The sequence below is a fragment of the Amycolatopsis thailandensis genome (genome assembly GCF_002234405.1).
In the GTDB taxonomy this organism is placed as follows: Bacteria; Actinomycetota; Actinomycetes; order Mycobacteriales; family Pseudonocardiaceae; genus Amycolatopsis; species Amycolatopsis thailandensis.
Genome location: NZ_NMQT01000117.1, coordinates 23,858 through 41,334, shown reverse-complemented (window position 1 = coordinate 41,334; position 17,477 = coordinate 23,858). Strand labels below are relative to the sequence as shown.

Sequence of the window (17,477 nt, the reverse complement as noted above, 5' to 3'; positions counted from 1 at the left end):
CTATGAAAGGCCCCTTCATTGCAGTCGTCAGGAGGCGGGAAGCGTCGCCAACCGGGCGTTGATGCGCTCGATGTCCGCGACCGCGGTCTCCTTGCGGGCCCGGATCTTGCCGATCACCGGCTCCGGCGCCTTGTCGATGAAGGCCTGGTTGCCGAGTTTGGCCTCGGCCTGCGCCAGTTCCTTCTCCGCCGCGCCGAGATCCTTCTGCAAACGCTTGCGCTCCGCGGCGACGTCGATCGTGCCGGACAGGTCCAGCTCGACGGTGACGACACCGGCCGACAGCCCGACCTCGAGCGACGCGCTCGGCGCGAAGCCGTCCTCGGGCTGCGTGAGCCGGACCAGCGAGCGGATCGGCTCGTCGTGCCCGGTGATCTCGGCGAACCCGTCGCCGGACAGCCGCGCGGCCACCTTCTGGCTGGGCTTGAGGCCCTGATCGGCCCGGAACCGGCGGACCTCGGTGACCAGCTTCTGCACGTCCGCGATCCGCTTGTCGGCGACTCCGTCGGCGTAGGAGCCGTCCGCCACCGGCCACGGGGCGATCACCAGCGACTCGCGGCCGGTCAGCGCCGTCCACAGCTTCTCGGTGATGAACGGGATGAACGGGTGCAGCAGCTTCAGCACGGTGTCGAACACGTGCCCCAGCACCGCGCGCGTCGCCGTCACGCGGGCCTCGTCGCCCTGGAAGACCTGGACCTTCGACAGCTCCAGGTACCAGTCGCACAGCTCGGTCCAGGTGAACTGGTAGAGCGTGTCCGTGGCCTTGGCGAACTGGTAGTCCGCCAGGTAGCCGGTGACCTCGGTGACGACGCCGTCGAGCCTGCCGAGGATCCAGCGGTCGGCCTCGGTGAGCTCGGCCGCGGCGGGCAGCGGGGCGTTCGCGTCCGCGCCGTTCATCATGGCGAACTTGGTGGCGTTCCAGAGCTTCGTGGTGAAGTTCCGGGAACCCGCGACCCACTCCTCGCCGATCGGCACGTCGGTGCCCGGGTTGGCGCCACGCGTGAGGGTGAACCGCAGCGCGTCGGTGCCGTAGCGGTCCATCCACTCGATGGGGTCGACGCCGTTGCCCGCGGTCTTCGACATCTTCTTGCCGAACTGGTCGCGGACCATGCCGTGCAGCGCGATGGTCTTGAACGGCGCCTCGCCGGTGGCGTAGAGGCCGAACATCATCATCCGCACGACCCAGAAGAACAGGATGTCGTAGCCGGTGACCAGCACCGACGTCGGATAGAACTTGTTCAGGTCCGGCGTCTTCTCCGGCCAGCCGAGGGTGGAGAACGGCCACAGGCCCGAGGAGAACCAGGTGTCGAGGACGTCCGGGTCCTGGGTCCAGCCCTCGCCCGAGGGCGGTTCCTCGTCCGGTCCGACGCAGACGACCTCGTCGTTCGGGCCGTACCAGACCGGGATGCGGTGGCCCCACCACAGCTGACGCGAGATGCACCAGTCGTGCAGGTTGTCGACCCAGTCGAAGTAGCGCTTCTCCATCTCCGGCGGGTGGACGTCCACCCGTCCGTCGCGCACCGCGTCGCCGGCGGCCTTCGCGAGCGGGCCGACCTTGACGAACCACTGCAGCGACAGGCGCGGCTCGATCGGCTCCTTCGAGCGCTCGGAGTGTCCGACGCTGTGCAGGTACGGACGCTTTTCCGCGACGATGCGACCTTGTTCGCGCAGCTTCTCCCGCACCGCGACCCGGGCCTCGAAGCGGTCCATGCCGTCGAACTCGGTGCCGGTGCCGTCGATCCGGCCCTGCTCGTCCATGATCGTGATCATCGGCAGGTCGTGCCGCTGGCCGATCTCGAAGTCGTTCGGGTCGTGCGCGGGGGTCACCTTGACCGCGCCGGTGCCGAACTCCGGGTCGACGTGCTTGTCCGCGACGATCGGGATCTTGCGCCCGGTCAGCGGCAGCTCGACCTCGGTGCCGATGAGGTGCGTGTAGCGCTCGTCGTCCGGGTGGACCGCGACGGCGGTGTCGCCGAGCATCGTCTCCATCCGGGTGGTGGCCACGACGATCGCGTTCTCGCCGTCGCCGTAGCGCATCGAGACGAGTTCGCCCTCGACCTCTTCGTGCTTCACCTCGGCGTCGGACAGCACCGACCGCAGCTCCGGCGACCAGTTGACCAGCCGCTCGGCGCGGTAGATCAGGCCGTCGTCGAACAGCTTCTTGAAGATCGTGTTGACGGCCTTGGACAGGCCGTCGTCCATGGTGAACCGCTCGCGGGTCCAGTCGACGCCTTCGCCGAGGCGCTTCATCTGGGCGAGGATCTTGCCGCCGTGCTCGTTCTTCCACTGCCAGACGCGCTCGACGAAGGCCTCGCGGCCCAGTTCGCGGCGGCTGGTGCCCTCGGCGCGGAGCTGCTTCTCGACCAGGGCGTGGACCGCGATGCTCGCGTGGTCCATGCCCGGCAGGTACAGCGTCTCGTCGCCGAGCATGCGGTGGTAGCGGGTGATGGCGTCGATCAGGGTGTGCTCGAACGCGTGCCCGATGTGCAGCGAACCGGTCACGTTCGGGGGCGGGATGACTACCGTGAACGGCGGCTTGTCCGACGTGGGGTCGGCCGTGAAGTAGCCAGCGTCTACCCAACGCTGGTAGAGCGAGGCTTCTTCGTCGGCCGGGTTCCAGGTACCCGGAAGGTCGGTCTGCTGCGGCTGGGCGTTCTCGGTCACATTGTCAAGTCTACGAACCCCCTCCACCGCTTTGCTCACCGGCCGTAACGCTCGCCGTTCCCCGTCGATGATCGTTGTCGTAACACACTGGGGAGGGCGGGAATCCGTGGAAGACCGGCGGCTGGAAACACATCCGGATCTGATGAATCCGAATTGGCGCGAGCACGCCGAACGCGACACCTGGCTCGGCGCGGAAAACGACCTCAAGAAGCGACGGCGCCGCGGTTTCCGGGTGGCAGGCGGTCCCGTCCTGGTCCTGGCGCTGATCGCGCTCGTGACCACGGCGGTCGTCGTGCACCGGGTGCAAGGGCGCGGCGTCAACGACGTCACCGACTTCGGCCAGCCTCCGAAGGCCGCTCCGTTATCCGGCGGGATCGACCTCAACCGGCCTTTCGACGGCACTCCCGCCGCGACGTGGGCAGACGGGGTCGTCGGGATCGCCGCAGCGCCGCCGCAGGCCGTCGGCGACTTCACCGCGCAAGAGGTCGACGTGGCGTATCGGACGGTGCGGGAGGCCATCGCGGCAGCGCGGCTCGGCTCCCGGGCCCTGCAGGACCACGACGGCTCGGAACTGCTCGCCATGCTGACTCCGAACGAACGCGTCCGGCTCGAACCGACGCTCAAGAGTGCGCTCACCGTCGAAAAGGGCAAGTACCTGACCCTCATCGGCCCGAACCGTCTGCTGCAGGTCCGTCCGCGGATGACCGGCTCCCTCACCGCGAAGCCCGGCGACAAGGGTGAGCTGATCGTCCACGCGAGTTACGCGACCGCCTACGCCTTCGACGCACTTCCGAGTGAGGCTCGGTCACCGGCCGACATCGTCCCGTTCCTCCGCGACGAGCAGGACTACGTGATCCGCAAGGCACCGCCGTTCGCAAACGCCGACGCAGGGCTCAGCTTCGGCGAAGGCGCGGGCTACCACTCGAACATGGCGTGCGACGCGATCAAGACCGGCATCCTCGCGCCCCAGTACGCTGACAAGAGCAAACCCGTCGACGGCGCGATCGTGGTCGACGAAGTCGACACCTACGACCCGACGAAACCCCTGCCGTCGACGGGCAACTGCGGGTAACCCTGGGGAAGAGGACCGAGATGGACGAAGAGGACCGGCGGATCGAGACCCATCCGGATCTGATGAATCCGGACTGGCAGCAGCACGCCGAACGCGACGCCTGGCTGGGTGCCAAGAAGGAACTCAAGAAGAAGCGGCGCAAGCAGCAGAAGGCGGCCACGGCGTCGGGTGGCGGCTATCGCTCGCCCGGGTCGAGCCGGTGGCCCGGGGTCGCCGCGATCGTCGGCCTGGTCGTGCTGGTCGTCGCCGCGGTGACGGTGAACGCGGTGCAGGAACGCGGCGTCAACGAGACGCCCTGGTTCCCGCTGGACGAATCGCAGATCACCCGCCTGGACATGGGCGCCTGAGGGCACGCGGGCCGGGCATCGCTAACCCGGCTGCGAGATCGGCCGACGCGAGTAGGTGCCCCCGGCGGCTCGGGCGCTGGCGCCGGTCCGTGAAGGGCTCCTTCCTACCTTGCGGGTCAGGTCTCGGCGAAGGCGCCTCTCCGCTGGTCAAGGAGGTTGTGAAAGCCACTTTCGCAACGGTGAAGGTTGCGAAAGTGGCTTTCACAACACCCCCCACGCGCAGGTCGGTCCAGGTGTTCGTGAGTGGCGTTTCGGGTTAGAGCGGACCGGTGTTCACCTACCTGCGCCTGGCTGGGTGTGAGTGGTGGTTCCGTGGCTGCCAGGGCGCGACGATGAAGGAATTGGGACGTTCAACGTCCCAATTCCTTCATCGTCGCCGAGGACGCCCGAAATCCTCCCCCGTCGACCACACCGGCCCCCAGCACCGGCATCACTCGACCGCCAATCACACCAGTGGGTAGGCAAATACGAGTCCGCCAGAAGCCGAAACGCCACTCACGACCCGCTTACGCGACTTCGCCGGAACCCTGACTCGCAAGGTAGGGAAGGAGGCCTTCACAACCCAGCGCGAGCAGGTGCCCAACGGCGTGGCCGGCCACCCCTCGGTCGCGCGCGCGAGCGGCAAGGCGCACGATGGGGTCATGACCCGCGAAGCACCCGCGAACGACGTTGACGAGACCGAGCTCGAGGTCGGGAAACCGAAGAGCTGGGCGGCCGGGATCCCCGGGGTCGCTGTCTCCCTGATGCGCGGCATGGAGCAGATGGGCGCCGCGCGCACGGTGAAGACGCTGCGCCTGCTGAACCAGCGCGACGGCTTCGACTGTCCCGGCTGCGCCTGGCCGGAGCCGCGCGAGGTCGACGGCGAGCACCGCAAGCTGGCCGAGTTCTGCGAGAACGGCGCGAAGGCCGTCGCCGAGGAGGCCACGAAACGCCGGGTCGGCCGCGAGTTCTTCGCCGAGCACTCCATCCAGGAGCTGGCGGACAAGACGGACTATTGGCTCGGCCAGCAGGGCCGGATCACCGAGCCGTTCGTGCTGCGCGAGGGCGCGTCGCACTACGAGCCGATCTCCTGGGACGACGCGTTCACCCTGGTCGCGGACGAACTGCGGGCACTGAGCGATCCGAACGAGGCGATCTTCTACACCTCCGGCCGCACCAGCAACGAGGCCGCGTTCCTCTACCAGCTCCTCGTGCGCTCCTACGGCACCAACAACCTCCCGGACTGCTCCAACATGTGCCACGAGTCCTCCGGGGCGGCGCTCGCGGCGACGACCGGGATCGGCAAGGGCTCGGTGACGCTCGCCGACATCCACAAGGCGGACCTGATCGTGGTGGTCGGCCAGAATCCCGGCACCAATCACCCGCGCATGCTGTCCGCGCTGGAAGAGGCCAAGGGCAACGGCGCGAAGATCATGGCGGTCAACCCGCTGCCCGAAGCCGGTCTGATGCGGTTCAAGAACCCGCAGAACGTCCGGGGCGTGGTCGGCAAGGGCACCCCGCTGGCCGACGAGTTCGCGCAGATCCGCCTCGGCGGCGACCTCGCGCTGTTCCAGGCGATCGGGCATCTCCTGTTGCGGTGGGAGCAGGAGACGCCCGGCACGATCGTCGACCGCGCGTTCGTCGAGTCGTCTTCCGAGGGGTTCGAGGACTACGCGAAGCATCTGCGGGAGATCGACTGGACCGAGGTCGCCGCGGCGACCGGGCTGCCGCGTGAGCAGATCGAGCGGCTGGCGCGGATGATCGCGACGTCGAAGCGGACCATCTACTGCTGGGCGATGGGCCTGACCCAGCACAAGCACGCGGTGCAGACGATCTCCGAGGTCGCGAACCTGGCGCTGATGCGCGGCATGATCGGCGAGCCGGGCGCGGGCCTGTGCCCGGTGCGCGGGCATTCCAACGTCCAGGGCGACCGGACGATGGGCATCTGGGAGAAGATGCCGGAGTCCTTCATGGACAGTCTCGACGACGAGTTCGGCATCAAGGTGCCGCGAGACCACGGTTATGACACCGTCGCCGCGATCCGCGCGATGCGGGACGGGAAGGGCAAGGTCTTCTTCGCCGTCGGCGGCAACTTCGCTTCCGCCACCCCGGACACGGAACTGACCGAGAAGGCGCTCAAGTCCTGCTCGCTGACGGCGCACGTGTCGACGAAGCTCAACCGCTCGCACGTCGTCCCCGGCAAGACCGCGCTGATCCTGCCCACCCTCGGCCGCACCGAACGCGACACCCAGGCCGCCGGCGAGCAGTTCGTCACCGTCGAGGACTCGATGTCGCAGGTGCACACCTCGCGCGGCAGGCTGGCCCCGGCCAGTGAGCACCTGCTGTCCGAGGTCGCGATCATCTGTCATCTCGCGGAAGCGCTGCTCGGCGCCGGGCATCCCGTGCCGTGGCGGGACTTCCACGGTGACTACGACCTCGTCCGCGACCGGATCGCGCGCGTCGTCCCCGGCTGCCACGACTACAACGCCCGGGTCCGCGAACCGGACGGATTCGTCCTCCCGAACGCGCCGCGTGATTCCCGGCAGTTCAACGGAACCGCGAACGGCAAGGCGAACTTCACCGTCTCCGAACTCGAATACCCGCAGGTGCCCGAAGGCAGGCTGCTGTTGCAGACGATGCGCAGCCACGACCAGTACAACACCACGATCTACGGGCTTTCCGACCGTTACCGCGGTATCGAGGACGCCCGGCGTGTGGTGCTGGTCAACCCCGACGACCTGGTCTCGCTCGGACTGGCCGACGGCGCGATGGTCGACCTGGTCTCGGAATGGCGGGACGGCGACCGCCGGGCCCCGAGCTTCCGCGTCGTCTCGTATCCGACGGCGCGAGGGTGTGCGGCGGCGTACTTCCCCGAGGCGAACGCCTTGGTGCCGCTGGATTCGGTGGCGGACAAGTCGAACACGCCGGTGTCGAAGGCGATCGTGGTCCGGCTGGAGCCGCTGGGCTGAGCGGCCCCGGCCGGACCACCATCGGCTAGCCCTCGGCGCGCAGGATCACCGGCGTGGACGAATTGGTCTGGACATACGCCCAGATCACCCCGCCGGACCGGCTCGTGGCGACCACGCCGCCGTTGCCGGCGAGCGACTGGTCGGCCACCGGGACGTCGGTCCAGCCGGTCCCGTTCCAGACCCCGAACAGCGGCCTGCTGACCCCGGCACCGGAGTCGTACTTCGCGCTGGTGACCCACGCCTTGCCGTTGTCGTCGGCGCTGAGCGAGCCGTACCTCGCTGTCGGCATCCGCAGGTCCACGGGCAGCTCCGGACCGCGTTCGAAGGCGGAACCGGTCCACCGCTGGATCAGCTGGTCGACGTCGGCCTGCCCGGCCAGCCACACCTCACCGGGCGCGCCGACGGCGATCCGGTTGGCGAAGCGCAGGAAGTCCTCGGGCGCGCCGGGTTCGGGCGCCGTGGGCACGATCGTCCACTGTGTACCGTCGAAACGCTCCACGAGCGCGCGATACCGTTCCTGGCCGTCGTCGAGGCGGACGTAGGCGTAGCCCGACACCCACACCTCCTGGCCGCGCACCGCGACGGAGGACAGCGCCGAGTACCGGGTGCCGGCGGGCACCGGTACCGCGACCTCCTGCCAGGCGGAACCGTTCCAGCGCACCACGAACGGCCGGGAATCGGGGTTGGGCTGCTGGGAGCCGTCGACGCCGGCCGAACCCACCGCCCAGACGTTGTCCGCGCCCGACGCGGCCACGTCGTTCAGCCGGGCGATCTTCTCCGGGACCTCCGGGATCGCCGTCTGGGTCCAGGTCGTGCCGTCGCCGTGGAGTGCCACCGGCCTGCCGCCGCTGCCCGCGTCGTAGTTCGTCCCCACGGCCCAGACGTTCGTGTCGCCCACCGCGACCGCGCCGGAGAAACCACCGCTGAACTGGGGTGTCTGCTCCTCCTGCCACGCCGCGCCGTCCCAGCGCGCGATCCCCGCGGACCACCAGCCGGAGCCGACGGCCCACGCCTTCCCGGTTTCCGTCGTCGCGAAAGCGCTTACCGACCGAAGAGAGGTCAGCGCGCCTGTCGGGGTGGTGACGAACTCCTGGCCGGGTACCGCCTGCGCGGCCGGAGCCGTCGCGAGTACCACCCCGGCCACCAACGCGGCGCTCAGGACCGTTCTTCGGGCATGACGAATCGATGCGGACATCGGCAACTCCCCAGTCACTCAAGTCGATCAAACTCGGTCCGCCCAACCTAGCCTCCGCCGAGCCCGCTCCGGTAGACCCGAAAGGGTCCGGCCGACGCCAGGTTGATCACAGGGACATCTTTGCCTCGCCGCACCTTTGGCTGCCCCCTTGGCGGTGCCGGGCGAGGCCGGACCGGGTCCACCGTGAAACGCGACCCGCTCACGGAAAGGCCTCGCCATGTCACGAAGATCGACCCTGCGCGGTTTCGCCGCCTCGGCCTCGCTCATGCTCGTCGCCGTCCTGCCCGGCGCGGCCACGGCCGCTCCGGCCGTACCACCGCCACTCCCCTTCGTCTCCCAGCTCGACCTGTCCTGCTATCGGACCGAGGGCTACAAACCGCCACCGACGGCTGTCACCTTGCAGCACCTGAATCCCGTGCTCGCCGAGCTGCCGCCGGAGACGGTCGAACTGGGGGCGCGCGAGCAACTCTGCGTGCCGGTCGCGAAGAACGGCGCCATCCCGCCGCCCGGGATCCTCGACTACGCCCGCTGGGTGGACTTGGCCTGCTACCGGATCGAAGGCGGCGCCAGGAACTTCCCGCTGACGCTCAGCCAGCTGAACCCGGTCGTGCAAAGGCTCGGGATCCAGGACGCCCCCGTGACCATGCTGTCGCCGGAACAACTGTGTGTCCCGGTCGCGAAGAACGGCGAGCTGCCGCCGCCGGAGATCCTGTCGTTCGTCCGGCACATCGACCTCGAGTGCTACGCCCTGCGTGTCCTCGGGATCCCCGGCCGTCCCTTCCCGTTGACGCTGGGACATCTCAACCCGGTGCTGGCCGACCGGCCGAAGACGGAGGTGAGGGTCGGCGACGCACGGCAGTTGTGCGTCCCGGTGGCCAAACGCGGTGACGAGATCCCCCGGGAGGTGCTCGGCACGGTGCGGTGGCTGGATCTGGCGAAGTACGACGTCGCCACCGGGCCGAGTGTCATCGGGCCGGTCGCGCTGAAACTGACCCACCTCGACCCGGTGCTGGCGCACCTTCCCGGCGAGGAGGTCATCCTCACCGAACCGGCCCAGCTCGGCCTTCCGGTCGCCAAGAACGGCAGGATCCCGCCGAGGGATTGACCTCGCTCAGTCGATGCAGCCGGTGTCGTCGGAAGTGATCGGCTGGTCGGTCCGGGCCCCGGCCGACCCGCCCCCCGCGGACACGCCCGGTCCCTTGTAGACCTGTCCGAGGACGACCTGCACGTGGCCCGCCGCGACGGAATCGGCCTTCTGGGTTTCCAGCCCGCCGAGCAGCTTCGCGATCTCCGCGGCGGGCCCGGACGCGTCGCTGAACCGGACGACGGAGGTCCGCCGTCCGGTGTCGGCCGTCGTGTCGCCCTTGCCGAATCCCTTCTCCACCAGGAGATCCGAGACGCGGGCGGCGAGGCCGTCCTTGCCGCTCGCGTTGACGACGTCGACCTTGGGGCCGGCGGGGGTCTGCGGTGTCGAGGGCTGGGCACCGATCAGGGACGCGGCGAAAGCCCTCACCTGTGCGGGGTCCACCTGCACGGCGGTCCAGGTCGGCTGCTTGGGGTTGTAGCGGTAGTCGGGGTTGACCACCGGGATCGTTTCGAAGGCGATACCGCCGCCGGAGACACCCTGCATCTGCTTCACGAAGTCGAGCAGGTCCCATGAGCCGTCGAGGACGACCGACCGTTTCACCGCGTCGATCAGGTCGGAGACCTTGGCCGGGTTGGCGAGTGTCCCCGCGGAGAGCACCTGTTTCGCCAGGCCGGCGAGGAACACCTGCTGGCGGCGTACGCGGTCGAGGTCGCTGCGAGGCAGATCCTCACGCTGGCGGACGAAGGCCAGCGCGTCGGCACCCTGGATCGTCTGCTTCCCCGCCTTGAAGTTCGCGCCGGATTTGACGTCCTTGGTGTCCCGTTTCAGGCACACCTCGACCCCGCCGACGGCGTTGCTGATGTCGTAGAAGCTCTGCAGGTTGACCTCGGCGAAGTGATCGATCTTGACGCCGGTGAGGTCCTCGACCGCCTTCAGGGTCGCCTTCCGGGCGGCCGTGATCGCCACCTTCTCGATCTCCGCCTTGTCGGTCTTGCCCGCCTTGCGCTGCTCGCTCGCCGAGGCGAACTTGGCGTGGCCGAAGATCCCGTTGATCTTGGTCTTGTCCTTCGTCCCCGGCTCCGCGACAAAGGAGTCACGCGGGATCGAGAAGGCTTTGACCGCCTTCTGGCCGTTGGGGATGCGGAGCACGATGAGCGTGTCGGTCAGGTCGTCGCCGTTCGCCCCCACCCGCAGCTCGCGCAGCATCGCCGGGTCCAGCGGCTCGCCCTGCTGGTTGGTCCGCGAATCGCGCCCGACCAGCAGGATGTCCAGCGACCCGTCGGCGGGCCGCTCCCCCGGCTCCGGTGCCTCGATCACGTCTTCGCGGGTGATGCCGTCGAGCGACTCCAGCGTCGTGTATCCGTACGCGGTCCCGCCGAACACCGCCACCGCCAGCCCGGCGACCAGGACCTTCCCCAGCTTGTGCACTTCCTTAGGACGCGCGGGACGCCGTCACTGCTGCATAGGTGATCCACTTCACATCCGCAGATGCGACGCGCCGTTCAGGTCGAGGATCGCGCCGGACGCCCAAGCCGCCTCACCGGAAGCCAGGTAGAGCACCGCGGCGGCGACCTCCTCCGGCGTGCCGACCCGGCCGAACGGGCTCTGCCCGCGCAGGACCTCGCCGCTCGCGCCTTCGAGCTTCGTCGCGACCCTGTCGGTGGCCGTGAAACCGGGCGCGACCGAGGTCACCGCGATGCCGTGCGGGGCGAGGGCCACGGCGAGCGACTGCCCGAGCGAGTGCAGCGCGGCCTTGCTCGCGCCGTATGCGGGGAACTCGGGCTCGCCCTTGAAGGCGCCCCGCGAGCCGATGTTGACCACGCGGCCGGGCACGCCACGCTCGATCATGTGCCGCGCCACGCAGTAGGTCACGTTCGCCGTGCCGAGCACGTTGACGTCGACCATGCGCCGCCAGATCCGCTGCCAGTCCGCATAGGACACTTCCGCGACAGGATGCGCCGACGCGGCGGACGGCGCGAACGCGGCGTTGTTCACCAGGACGTCGACGCCGTCCACGGCCGACTCGGCTTCGTCGGCGACCCGTTGCGCCACCTCGGGATCCGAGAGATCGCCCTGGACCAGCCCGTGCCCGGAACCGGGCAGCCCGGCGAGTGTCCGCTCGGCGTCCTCCCGCTTCGAGGCGTAGTGGACGGCGACCCGGTCGCCCTTTTCCGCGAAGGCCCGCGCGATCGCCCGGCCGATGCCGCGCGACGCCCCGGTCACCAGAACTCCCATGGCTCCGACCTTAGTCAGCCGCCGAAGAGCTGGACCACCTTGCGGAACAGTTCGTAGACGCCGTAGGCGAACGGGAGCGCGACCCACAGCCACGCGAACACCATCAGCCCGGTGCGGCGGGGCTCGGGAGCCTGTTCGGTCATCGGGCCTCACTCCTCGCGGCCTCGCCGGACGACGCCGGCTCGTGGAACTTCGGGTTGACCGGCCGCACCAGTTCGTTGGCGACGAAGCCGACGACCAGCAGGCCGATCATGATGAACAGCGACGTCGTGTAGAGGTCGGGGCCGACCTTGCCCGCCGACTTCTGGCTGTCGGCGATGGCGTTGACGATCAGCGGCCCGAGCACCCCCGCCATCGACCACGCGGTCAGGAGCCTGCCGTGGATCGCGCCGACCTGGTAGGTGCCGAAAAGGTCCTTCAGGTACGCCGGGACGGTCGCGAAACCGCCGCCGTAGAAGGACAGGATCAGCATCGCGCACAGGACGAACACGAGCTTCGAGGCGTTGGTGGTCAACGCGATCACGAGGTACAGCAGGGCGCCCGCGCCGAGGTAGAGCCGGTAGATGTTCTTGCGGCCCACCAGGTCCGAAGTGGACGACCAGACGAACCGGCCGAGCATGTTGGTCAGCGACAGCAACGCGACGAACCCGGCCGCGGCGGCGGTGCCGACCGGCGCCGAGGTCTCGCGGAAGAAGTCCGCGATCATCGGCGCCGCCTTCTCCAGGATGCCGATGCCCGCCGTCACGTTGAAGCACAGCACCACCCAGAGGAGCCAGAACTGCGGCGTCTTGATGGCGTTGCGCGCCGAAACGTTCGCGGTGGTGATCATCGCGTTGCCGTTCGCGGCCTTCGGTTCCCAGCTCTTCGGCTTCCAGTCGTCGGCGGGCACCCGGATCAGCAGGATGCCGAGGCTCATGAAGACCGCGTAGACCAGGCCGTGCACGAGGAACGCCGTCGCGACCGTCCCGATCGTCCACGGCGCCGCGCCCAGCATCTGCGACGACCACGGGGAGGCGATCAGCGCGCCGCCGCCGAAGCCCATGATCGCGATGCCGGTGGCCATTCCCGGCCGGTCCGGGAACCATTTGATCAGCGTCGACACCGGCGAGATGTAGCCGATGCCGAGCCCGATGCCGCCGATCCCGCCCCAGCCGAGGACGACGAGCCAGTACTGCGACGTCGCCACCCCGAGCGCGGCGAGCAGGAAGCCCGAGCTGAAGCAGACCATCGAGACGAACATCGCCCAGCGCGGCCCGTTGCGCTCGACCAGCGTCCCGCCGAACGCCGCCGAAAGCCCGAGCATCACGATGCCGAGCTGGAACGGCAGAGCGCTCTCCGTGCCGCTGAGTCCGAGCGTCTTTTCCAGCGGCGGTTTGAAGACGCTCCACGCGTACGCCTGCCCGATCGACAGATGGACGGCCAGCGCGGCGGGCGGCACCAGCCAGCGGCTCCAGCCCGGTGATGCGACGATGCGGGAACGGTCCAGGAAGCCGACAGCCATCCGGCGCCTCCGTACTCTGAGGATGTGCACTGGGAATGTATTACTTAATTCCCGGCGTTGCAGTACACGACTGTCGAATGACCGGCCAGAAAGGTGGACAAGTGGGCAGGGTGACGGTGCGCCGTCCGGTGCGGAAGATCTCCGCGACCAGGGACGTGCGACGGCCCGACGCGCTCGCGGCCGAAGAACCGCTGGAGATCCGCGTCGGCGGCAAGGCACTCGCGGTCACCATGCGGACACCCGGCAACGACGTCGAGCTCACGCACGGCTTCCTGCTGTCCGAGGGCGTGCTCACCTCGCGCGAGGACGTCGCGGTCGCCCGGTACTGCGACGGCGTCGACGACCAGGGCCGCAACACCTACAACGTCCTGGACATCGCCCTGGCCGAAGGGGTCGCGCCGCCGGAGACGGGCGTCGAGCGGAACTTCTACACCACGTCCTCGTGCGGCGTCTGCGGCAAGGCCGCGCTCGACGCGGTGAAGCTGCGAAGCCGCTTCTCACCGGAGAAGTCCGAGTTCGCGGTCAGCACCGACGTGCTGGCGAAGCTCCCGGACACGCTGCGCGCGCACCAGAAGGTCTTCTCCAGCACCGGCGGGCTGCACGCGGCCGCCCTGTTCGACGGCGACGGGAACCTCGCCGTCGTCCGGGAGGACGTCGGCAGGCACAACGCCGTCGACAAGGTCCTCGGCTGGGCACTGCAAGAGGGCCGGATCCCCGCCGCGGACACCGGTCTGCTGGTGTCCGGGCGAGCCTCGTTCGAACTGGTGCAGAAGGCCGCCATGGCCGGGATCGGTCTGCTGGCGGCGGTTTCCGCGCCGTCGTCGCTGGCCGCGGAACTGGCCGAGGAGAACGGCATGACCCTCATCGGTTTCCTGCGGGGCGACAGCATGAATCTCTACAGCGGCGAACAGCGGGTGCTGGGTCTCGGGGGCTGAAGGACGCTTTCCCGGCGTCTCATGAAGGGAAAGCGTCCTTCGCCGCGTGGCATGCGGGGAAAGTCCCCTTCAGCCCTCGGTACCGACCCAGTTCCCGTGGAAGCCGTTCGGCACGCGGTCCGGCAGGTGCACGGCTCCGACGGTCTCCAGCGTCCCCGCGTCCAAAATGGTCAGGTCGCTCTTCTGCGTCGCGGGATCGTAGACGAATCCCATCAGCACGCCCTCGTCTTCGCCCGCGTCCACTGAGGACGGAACGAACACGAACTCCCCCACGTGCGCGCCCTCGCCGAATTGCCTCGACGAGACCGAACGCTTCCACAGGTCGTGCTTGAGCAGAGCACCCGACGACGCCGATCCATCCTTTGTGGACACCGAGTAGCCGAAGCGGTGCGGCCGCCCGACCAGTCGCTCGTCGACACGCGGGAACTCCTGGCCCTGGTCGTCGAGGCGTTCCTCGACGACCTTGCCCGCGGCCAGGTCGACGGTCCAGCGGTCCAGGGTCGGCGGCCCCTCGGCAGGCCCCAGCAGCTCGGTGTCGAACATCTTCGGGTGCCGCACGACGTCCAGCACGATGGAGTCGCCGTCGTCGTAGGCGTTCATCGGGTGGAAGACGTAGCAAGGCTCGACCTCGAACCAGCGGATGTCGCCGTCGCCGCCCTCCCGCGGCATGACCCCGATCCGCGCCGGGTACTTCGGGTTCCAGCGGTACGGCAGGCCCGCGTTGCCCGAGATCCGCGAACGCAGCTTCGCGCTGAGCGGGTCCGGCACCTTCACCTTGCCCACCAGCGCGGACACCACGAGCCGCGCGGGCGTGCGCAGGAACGACGGGACCGACGTGGACACGGCCTGCTCGCTCTCGAACGTGACCGGGAGGTCGTAGAAGACGACGTGCTTCTCGGTCAGGGAGAAGTCGTGCATCATCGGCGAACCGGTGACCTCGACGTCGACCGTGCGCTTGGCGCGGCCCTGCGCGTCGATCACCGAGTACTGCACCTTGTTGCCCCAGCCGAAGAAGTACGACACGGCGTGCAGTTCGCCGGTCTCCGGATCGCGCTTCGGGTGGGCGGTGTAGCCGCCGGGGAGCGTGCCGTCGAAGTCGCAGGCGCCGACGGTGTCGAGCTCGTCGGTCAGCTCGAAGCTCGTGGCGCCGCCCTCGATCAACGCGAGGGTCTTGCCGGCGTGGCCGATCACGTTCGTGTTGGCCCCCATGGAGGCGAGGCCGGGAACGGACCCGCCTTCCCAGCGCTCGCCGAGTTCCCGCGAGAGCCGGGGATTGCGCACCCACCGGTTGCGGTACCACTCGGCGCGGCCGTCGCGCAGCCGGACGCCGTGCACCATGCCGTCGCCCATGAACCAGTGGTAGGTCGCCGGGTCCACTTCGGACAGCGGGTTCGGCCCGTTCCGCAGATAGCGCCCGTCCAGGTATTCCGGGATGTGCCCGGTGACCCGTAGTTCGGTGATCGTGTGCTCGCGGTTGACGGGGGCGAAGTTGCCCTCGAGGAACTTGTTGCCCATCACAGGCCCCCTGATCGATGGCTGAAGCAGCGATATAACGTGGTTATGGCTACATTTATAACAGGGTTATGAGACACTGGCAACCATGTCACCGAAACCCGCCGCCGCCGAGGTCAAGGCCAAACTGATCGAGGCGGCGATCCGGCTGCTCTCCGACGGCGGCCCGGAGGCGCTCCAGGCCCGCAAGCTGGCGGCTGAGATCGGCGCGTCGACCATGGCCGTGTACACCCACTTCGGCGGGATGGGCCCCTTGGTGGACGAAGTCGCGCGTGAGGGATTCCGACGGCTGTCGGCGAATCTCGGCGAGATCGAGGAAACCGACGACCCGGCCGCCGACATCCTCACCTTGGCGCTCGCCTACCGGCGGACCGTGGTGGAGAACCCGCAGCTCTACGCGGTGACGTTCGGCCAGAGCCAGCCCGACGGGCAGAAGGCGGCGCTGGGCGACATGACCAGTGAGGAGAGCCGCCAGAACGCCAGCGAAGAGGGCATCGAGGCCTTCGGCTACCTCGTCCGCGCCGCGAAACGGCTGATCGAGGCGGGCCGGTTCCGTCCCGCCCCGGAGTTCGCCGTCGCCGCGCAGCTCTGGAGTGCCGTGCACGGCTACATCACGCTGGAGGTCGCAGGCCACTTCGGCGACGGCCGGAATGGCGTGGACCACATCCTGATTCCCCTGGCCACCGCGCTCGGCGTGGGCCTCGGCGACACTTACGAGGCCGCGACCAGGTCCGCGCAGATCTCGATCGAGTCCTGGCGCGCGAAAGAGGGAAACATCGGCACCTGATCCGGCGATACCCCGGTCACAGGTCGGTGAATCGTGCAACCTTCCAGCGAGAACGCACGTCTGACCTGGTAGAAGATCAACGGGGGAACGGGGACGGGTGAACGAGGACGACCAGGGGCACGCGACGCTGCCGGGGGTGCATGGCGCCCGCCGCTGGCTGAGCCGTCGTTCCGTGCTGATCGCCGGGGCGTCCGGCCTCGGCGTCGCGGGGCTCGCCGCCGGAACGGCGACCGGGGCCCTGCCGTTCAGCGAAGCGCTTCAGCGGGCGCTCGGCGTCGCGTCGCCGACCCCCGCCACTCAACTCGGCAGCCCCCGCGTCGAACGCGTCTACTCCGAAGCCCGCGGGCGCGAGGTCGACCTCGTCCTGATGCTGCCGACCAAGGCCCCGCCCAAGGGCCTGCCGATGTCGCTGATGCTGCACGGTCTCCACGGCACCGCGCGGCACGCCGCCCCGACGGGGCTGCTCAAGCAGCTCGGCAGCGACGTCGCCCGCAAGGCGGTCCCCCCGTTCGGGTTCGTCGCGGTCGACGGTGGCGACCACTACTGGCACGAGAACCAGCCCGGCGACAACCCGATGGCGATGTTGCTCGAAGAGGTCCCCCGCTGGCTCGCCGCCCGCGGCCTCGGCGGCCGGGACGGGCTGCCGTTCGCCGCCACCGGGCTCTCGATGGGCGGCTTCGGCGCGCTGCTCTACACCCGGCGCCGCCTGGAACGCCGTCGCCCGCCCGCCGCGGTCGCGGCCCTCGCGCCCGCCCTGATCACCTCGTGGCCGGAGATGAGCAAGCGGCGCGCGTTCCGCGACGCCGCCGACTGGGGCTCGCTGGACCCGTTGCGCCACATCGATGTCACCAAGAGTGTGCCGACCGGGATCTGGTGCGGCACCGAGGATCCGTTCATCGGCGGAGTGCGGAAGTTCATCTCCGAAGCGCGGCCCACGGTCGCGCACACCGCGCGCGGCAAACACGGCGACGCGTTCAACCGCACCGTCGTGCCGAGCCTGGTCGCGTTCCTCGGCAAGCACGTGCCGAAGAACGCTTAGGCGCTGTCCTGTAAGTCCGTTCGATGGGCTTCGTGATCCAGGTGGTCTCTGGCGGTGCGGGCGATTCAGTCTCGTACCGGGTTGTACTCGGCTGGATCGCCCGTGCCGTCAGAGGCCGCCTGGGCGCGAAGACCGCGGACGGACTTACAGGACAGCGC

The 17,477-nt window shown here is 69.1% G+C and carries 14 protein-coding genes; 7 read left to right on the top strand and 7 right to left on the bottom strand.

All coding sequences use genetic code 11. The annotated features are described in order from the left end of the window. Positions 1-27: 27 nt before the first annotated feature. On the bottom strand, positions 28-2,661 hold the full coding sequence (locus CFP71_RS31225; RefSeq protein WP_093937541.1) for a valine--tRNA ligase: 2,634 nt from the start codon (positions 2,659-2,661) through the stop codon (positions 28-30). Positions 2,662-2,767: 106 nt separating this feature from the next. On the opposite strand from CFP71_RS31225, the gene CFP71_RS31220 reads away from it, so the two are divergent. The 3 genes from CFP71_RS31220 (at position 2,768) to CFP71_RS31210 (ending at position 7,028) form a co-directional block, all read left to right on the top strand. Continuing rightward, positions 2,768-3,733, top strand: coding sequence for a hypothetical protein (locus CFP71_RS31220; RefSeq protein ID WP_244199909.1), 966 nt, complete (start codon positions 2,768-2,770; stop codon positions 3,731-3,733). Between the two features lie 20 nt (positions 3,734-3,753). Next, positions 3,754-4,080, top strand: coding sequence for a hypothetical protein (locus tag CFP71_RS31215; RefSeq protein WP_093937540.1), 327 nt, complete (start codon positions 3,754-3,756; stop codon positions 4,078-4,080). A 641-nt stretch (positions 4,081-4,721) separates the two neighbouring features. Next, positions 4,722-7,028 carry an FdhF/YdeP family oxidoreductase gene (locus CFP71_RS31210; RefSeq protein WP_093937591.1) on the top strand — a complete coding sequence of 769 codons (2,307 nt, stop codon included), beginning with the start codon at positions 4,722-4,724 and terminating at the stop codon, positions 7,026-7,028. Positions 7,029-7,053: 25 nt separating this feature from the next. On the opposite strand, the gene CFP71_RS31205 is transcribed toward CFP71_RS31210, so the two are convergent. After that, positions 7,054-8,223 carry a hypothetical protein gene (locus CFP71_RS31205; protein WP_143267218.1) on the bottom strand — a complete coding sequence of 390 codons (1,170 nt, stop codon included), beginning with the start codon at positions 8,221-8,223 and terminating at the stop codon, positions 7,054-7,056. Positions 8,224-8,440: 217 nt separating this feature from the next. Here CFP71_RS31205 and CFP71_RS31200 point away from each other — a divergent pair, with 217 nt between their 5' ends. Continuing rightward, positions 8,441-9,328 carry a hypothetical protein gene (locus tag CFP71_RS31200; protein ID WP_093937538.1) on the top strand — a complete coding sequence of 296 codons (888 nt, stop codon included), beginning with the start codon at positions 8,441-8,443 and terminating at the stop codon, positions 9,326-9,328. Positions 9,329-9,334: 6 nt separating this feature from the next. Here the strand turns inward: CFP71_RS31200 and CFP71_RS31195 are convergent, their stop codons facing one another. The 4 genes from CFP71_RS31195 to CFP71_RS31185 are packed head-to-tail and all read right to left on the bottom strand — an operon-like array spanning position 9,335 to position 13,046. Continuing rightward, positions 9,335-10,738, bottom strand: coding sequence for an LCP family protein (locus CFP71_RS31195; protein ID WP_093937537.1), 1,404 nt, complete (start codon positions 10,736-10,738; stop codon positions 9,335-9,337). A gap of 48 nt (positions 10,739-10,786) precedes the next feature. Beyond that, complete coding sequence (locus tag CFP71_RS31190) at positions 10,787-11,545, bottom strand: SDR family NAD(P)-dependent oxidoreductase (RefSeq protein ID WP_208636078.1); 759 nt, start codon at positions 11,543-11,545, stop codon at positions 10,787-10,789. Between the two features lie 14 nt (positions 11,546-11,559). Further along, positions 11,560-11,688, bottom strand: coding sequence for an MFS transporter small subunit (locus tag CFP71_RS45450; protein WP_279629255.1), 129 nt, complete (start codon positions 11,686-11,688; stop codon positions 11,560-11,562). Continuing rightward, positions 11,685-13,046, bottom strand: a complete 1,362-nt coding sequence (locus CFP71_RS31185) for an L-lactate MFS transporter (RefSeq protein WP_093937536.1) — start codon at positions 13,044-13,046, stop codon at positions 11,685-11,687. The genes CFP71_RS45450 and CFP71_RS31185 overlap by 4 nt, the downstream gene beginning before the upstream one ends. A gap of 101 nt (positions 13,047-13,147) precedes the next feature. On the opposite strand from CFP71_RS31185, the gene fdhD reads away from it, so the two are divergent. Beyond that, positions 13,148-13,981, top strand: coding sequence for a formate dehydrogenase accessory sulfurtransferase FdhD (gene fdhD, locus CFP71_RS31180; RefSeq protein WP_093937535.1), 834 nt, complete (start codon positions 13,148-13,150; stop codon positions 13,979-13,981). A gap of 69 nt (positions 13,982-14,050) precedes the next feature. Here the strand turns inward: fdhD and CFP71_RS31175 are convergent, their stop codons facing one another. Next, positions 14,051-15,496, bottom strand: coding sequence for a carotenoid oxygenase family protein (locus CFP71_RS31175; RefSeq protein WP_093937534.1), 1,446 nt, complete (start codon positions 15,494-15,496; stop codon positions 14,051-14,053). A gap of 85 nt (positions 15,497-15,581) precedes the next feature. Here CFP71_RS31175 and CFP71_RS31170 point away from each other — a divergent pair, with 85 nt between their 5' ends. Both CFP71_RS31170 and CFP71_RS31165 read left to right on the top strand, forming a co-directional pair. Continuing rightward, the gene (locus tag CFP71_RS31170; protein WP_093937533.1) at positions 15,582-16,280 is read left to right on the top strand and encodes a TetR/AcrR family transcriptional regulator; all 699 of its coding nucleotides are present in this window, start codon (positions 15,582-15,584) and stop codon (positions 16,278-16,280) included. A gap of 97 nt (positions 16,281-16,377) precedes the next feature. Continuing rightward, positions 16,378-17,319, top strand: a complete 942-nt coding sequence (locus CFP71_RS31165) for an alpha/beta hydrolase-fold protein (RefSeq protein ID WP_093937532.1) — start codon at positions 16,378-16,380, stop codon at positions 17,317-17,319. Positions 17,320-17,477: the final 158 nt, after the last annotated feature.

Excerpts from the sequence above, each read along its gene's own strand:
- CFP71_RS31215 (WP_093937540.1), top strand. The coding sequence starts at position 3,754 with ATGGACGAAGAGGACCGGCGGATCGAGACCCATCCGGATCTGATGAAT.
- CFP71_RS31210 (WP_093937591.1), top strand. The coding sequence starts at position 4,722 with ATGACCCGCGAAGCACCCGCGAACGACGTTGACGAGACCGAGCTCGAG.
- CFP71_RS31205 (WP_143267218.1), bottom strand. The coding sequence starts at position 8,223 with ATGTCCGCATCGATTCGTCATGCCCGAAGAACGGTCCTGAGCGCCGCG.
- CFP71_RS31200 (WP_093937538.1), top strand. The coding sequence starts at position 8,441 with ATGTCACGAAGATCGACCCTGCGCGGTTTCGCCGCCTCGGCCTCGCTC.
- CFP71_RS31190 (WP_208636078.1), bottom strand. The coding sequence starts at position 11,545 with ATGGGAGTTCTGGTGACCGGGGCGTCGCGCGGCATCGGCCGGGCGATC.
- CFP71_RS45450 (WP_279629255.1), bottom strand. The coding sequence starts at position 11,688 with ATGACCGAACAGGCTCCCGAGCCCCGCCGCACCGGGCTGATGGTGTTC.
- CFP71_RS31185 (WP_093937536.1), bottom strand. The coding sequence starts at position 13,046 with ATGGCTGTCGGCTTCCTGGACCGTTCCCGCATCGTCGCATCACCGGGC.
- CFP71_RS31175 (WP_093937534.1), bottom strand. The coding sequence starts at position 15,496 with ATGGGCAACAAGTTCCTCGAGGGCAACTTCGCCCCCGTCAACCGCGAG.
- CFP71_RS31170 (WP_093937533.1), top strand. The coding sequence starts at position 15,582 with ATGTCACCGAAACCCGCCGCCGCCGAGGTCAAGGCCAAACTGATCGAG.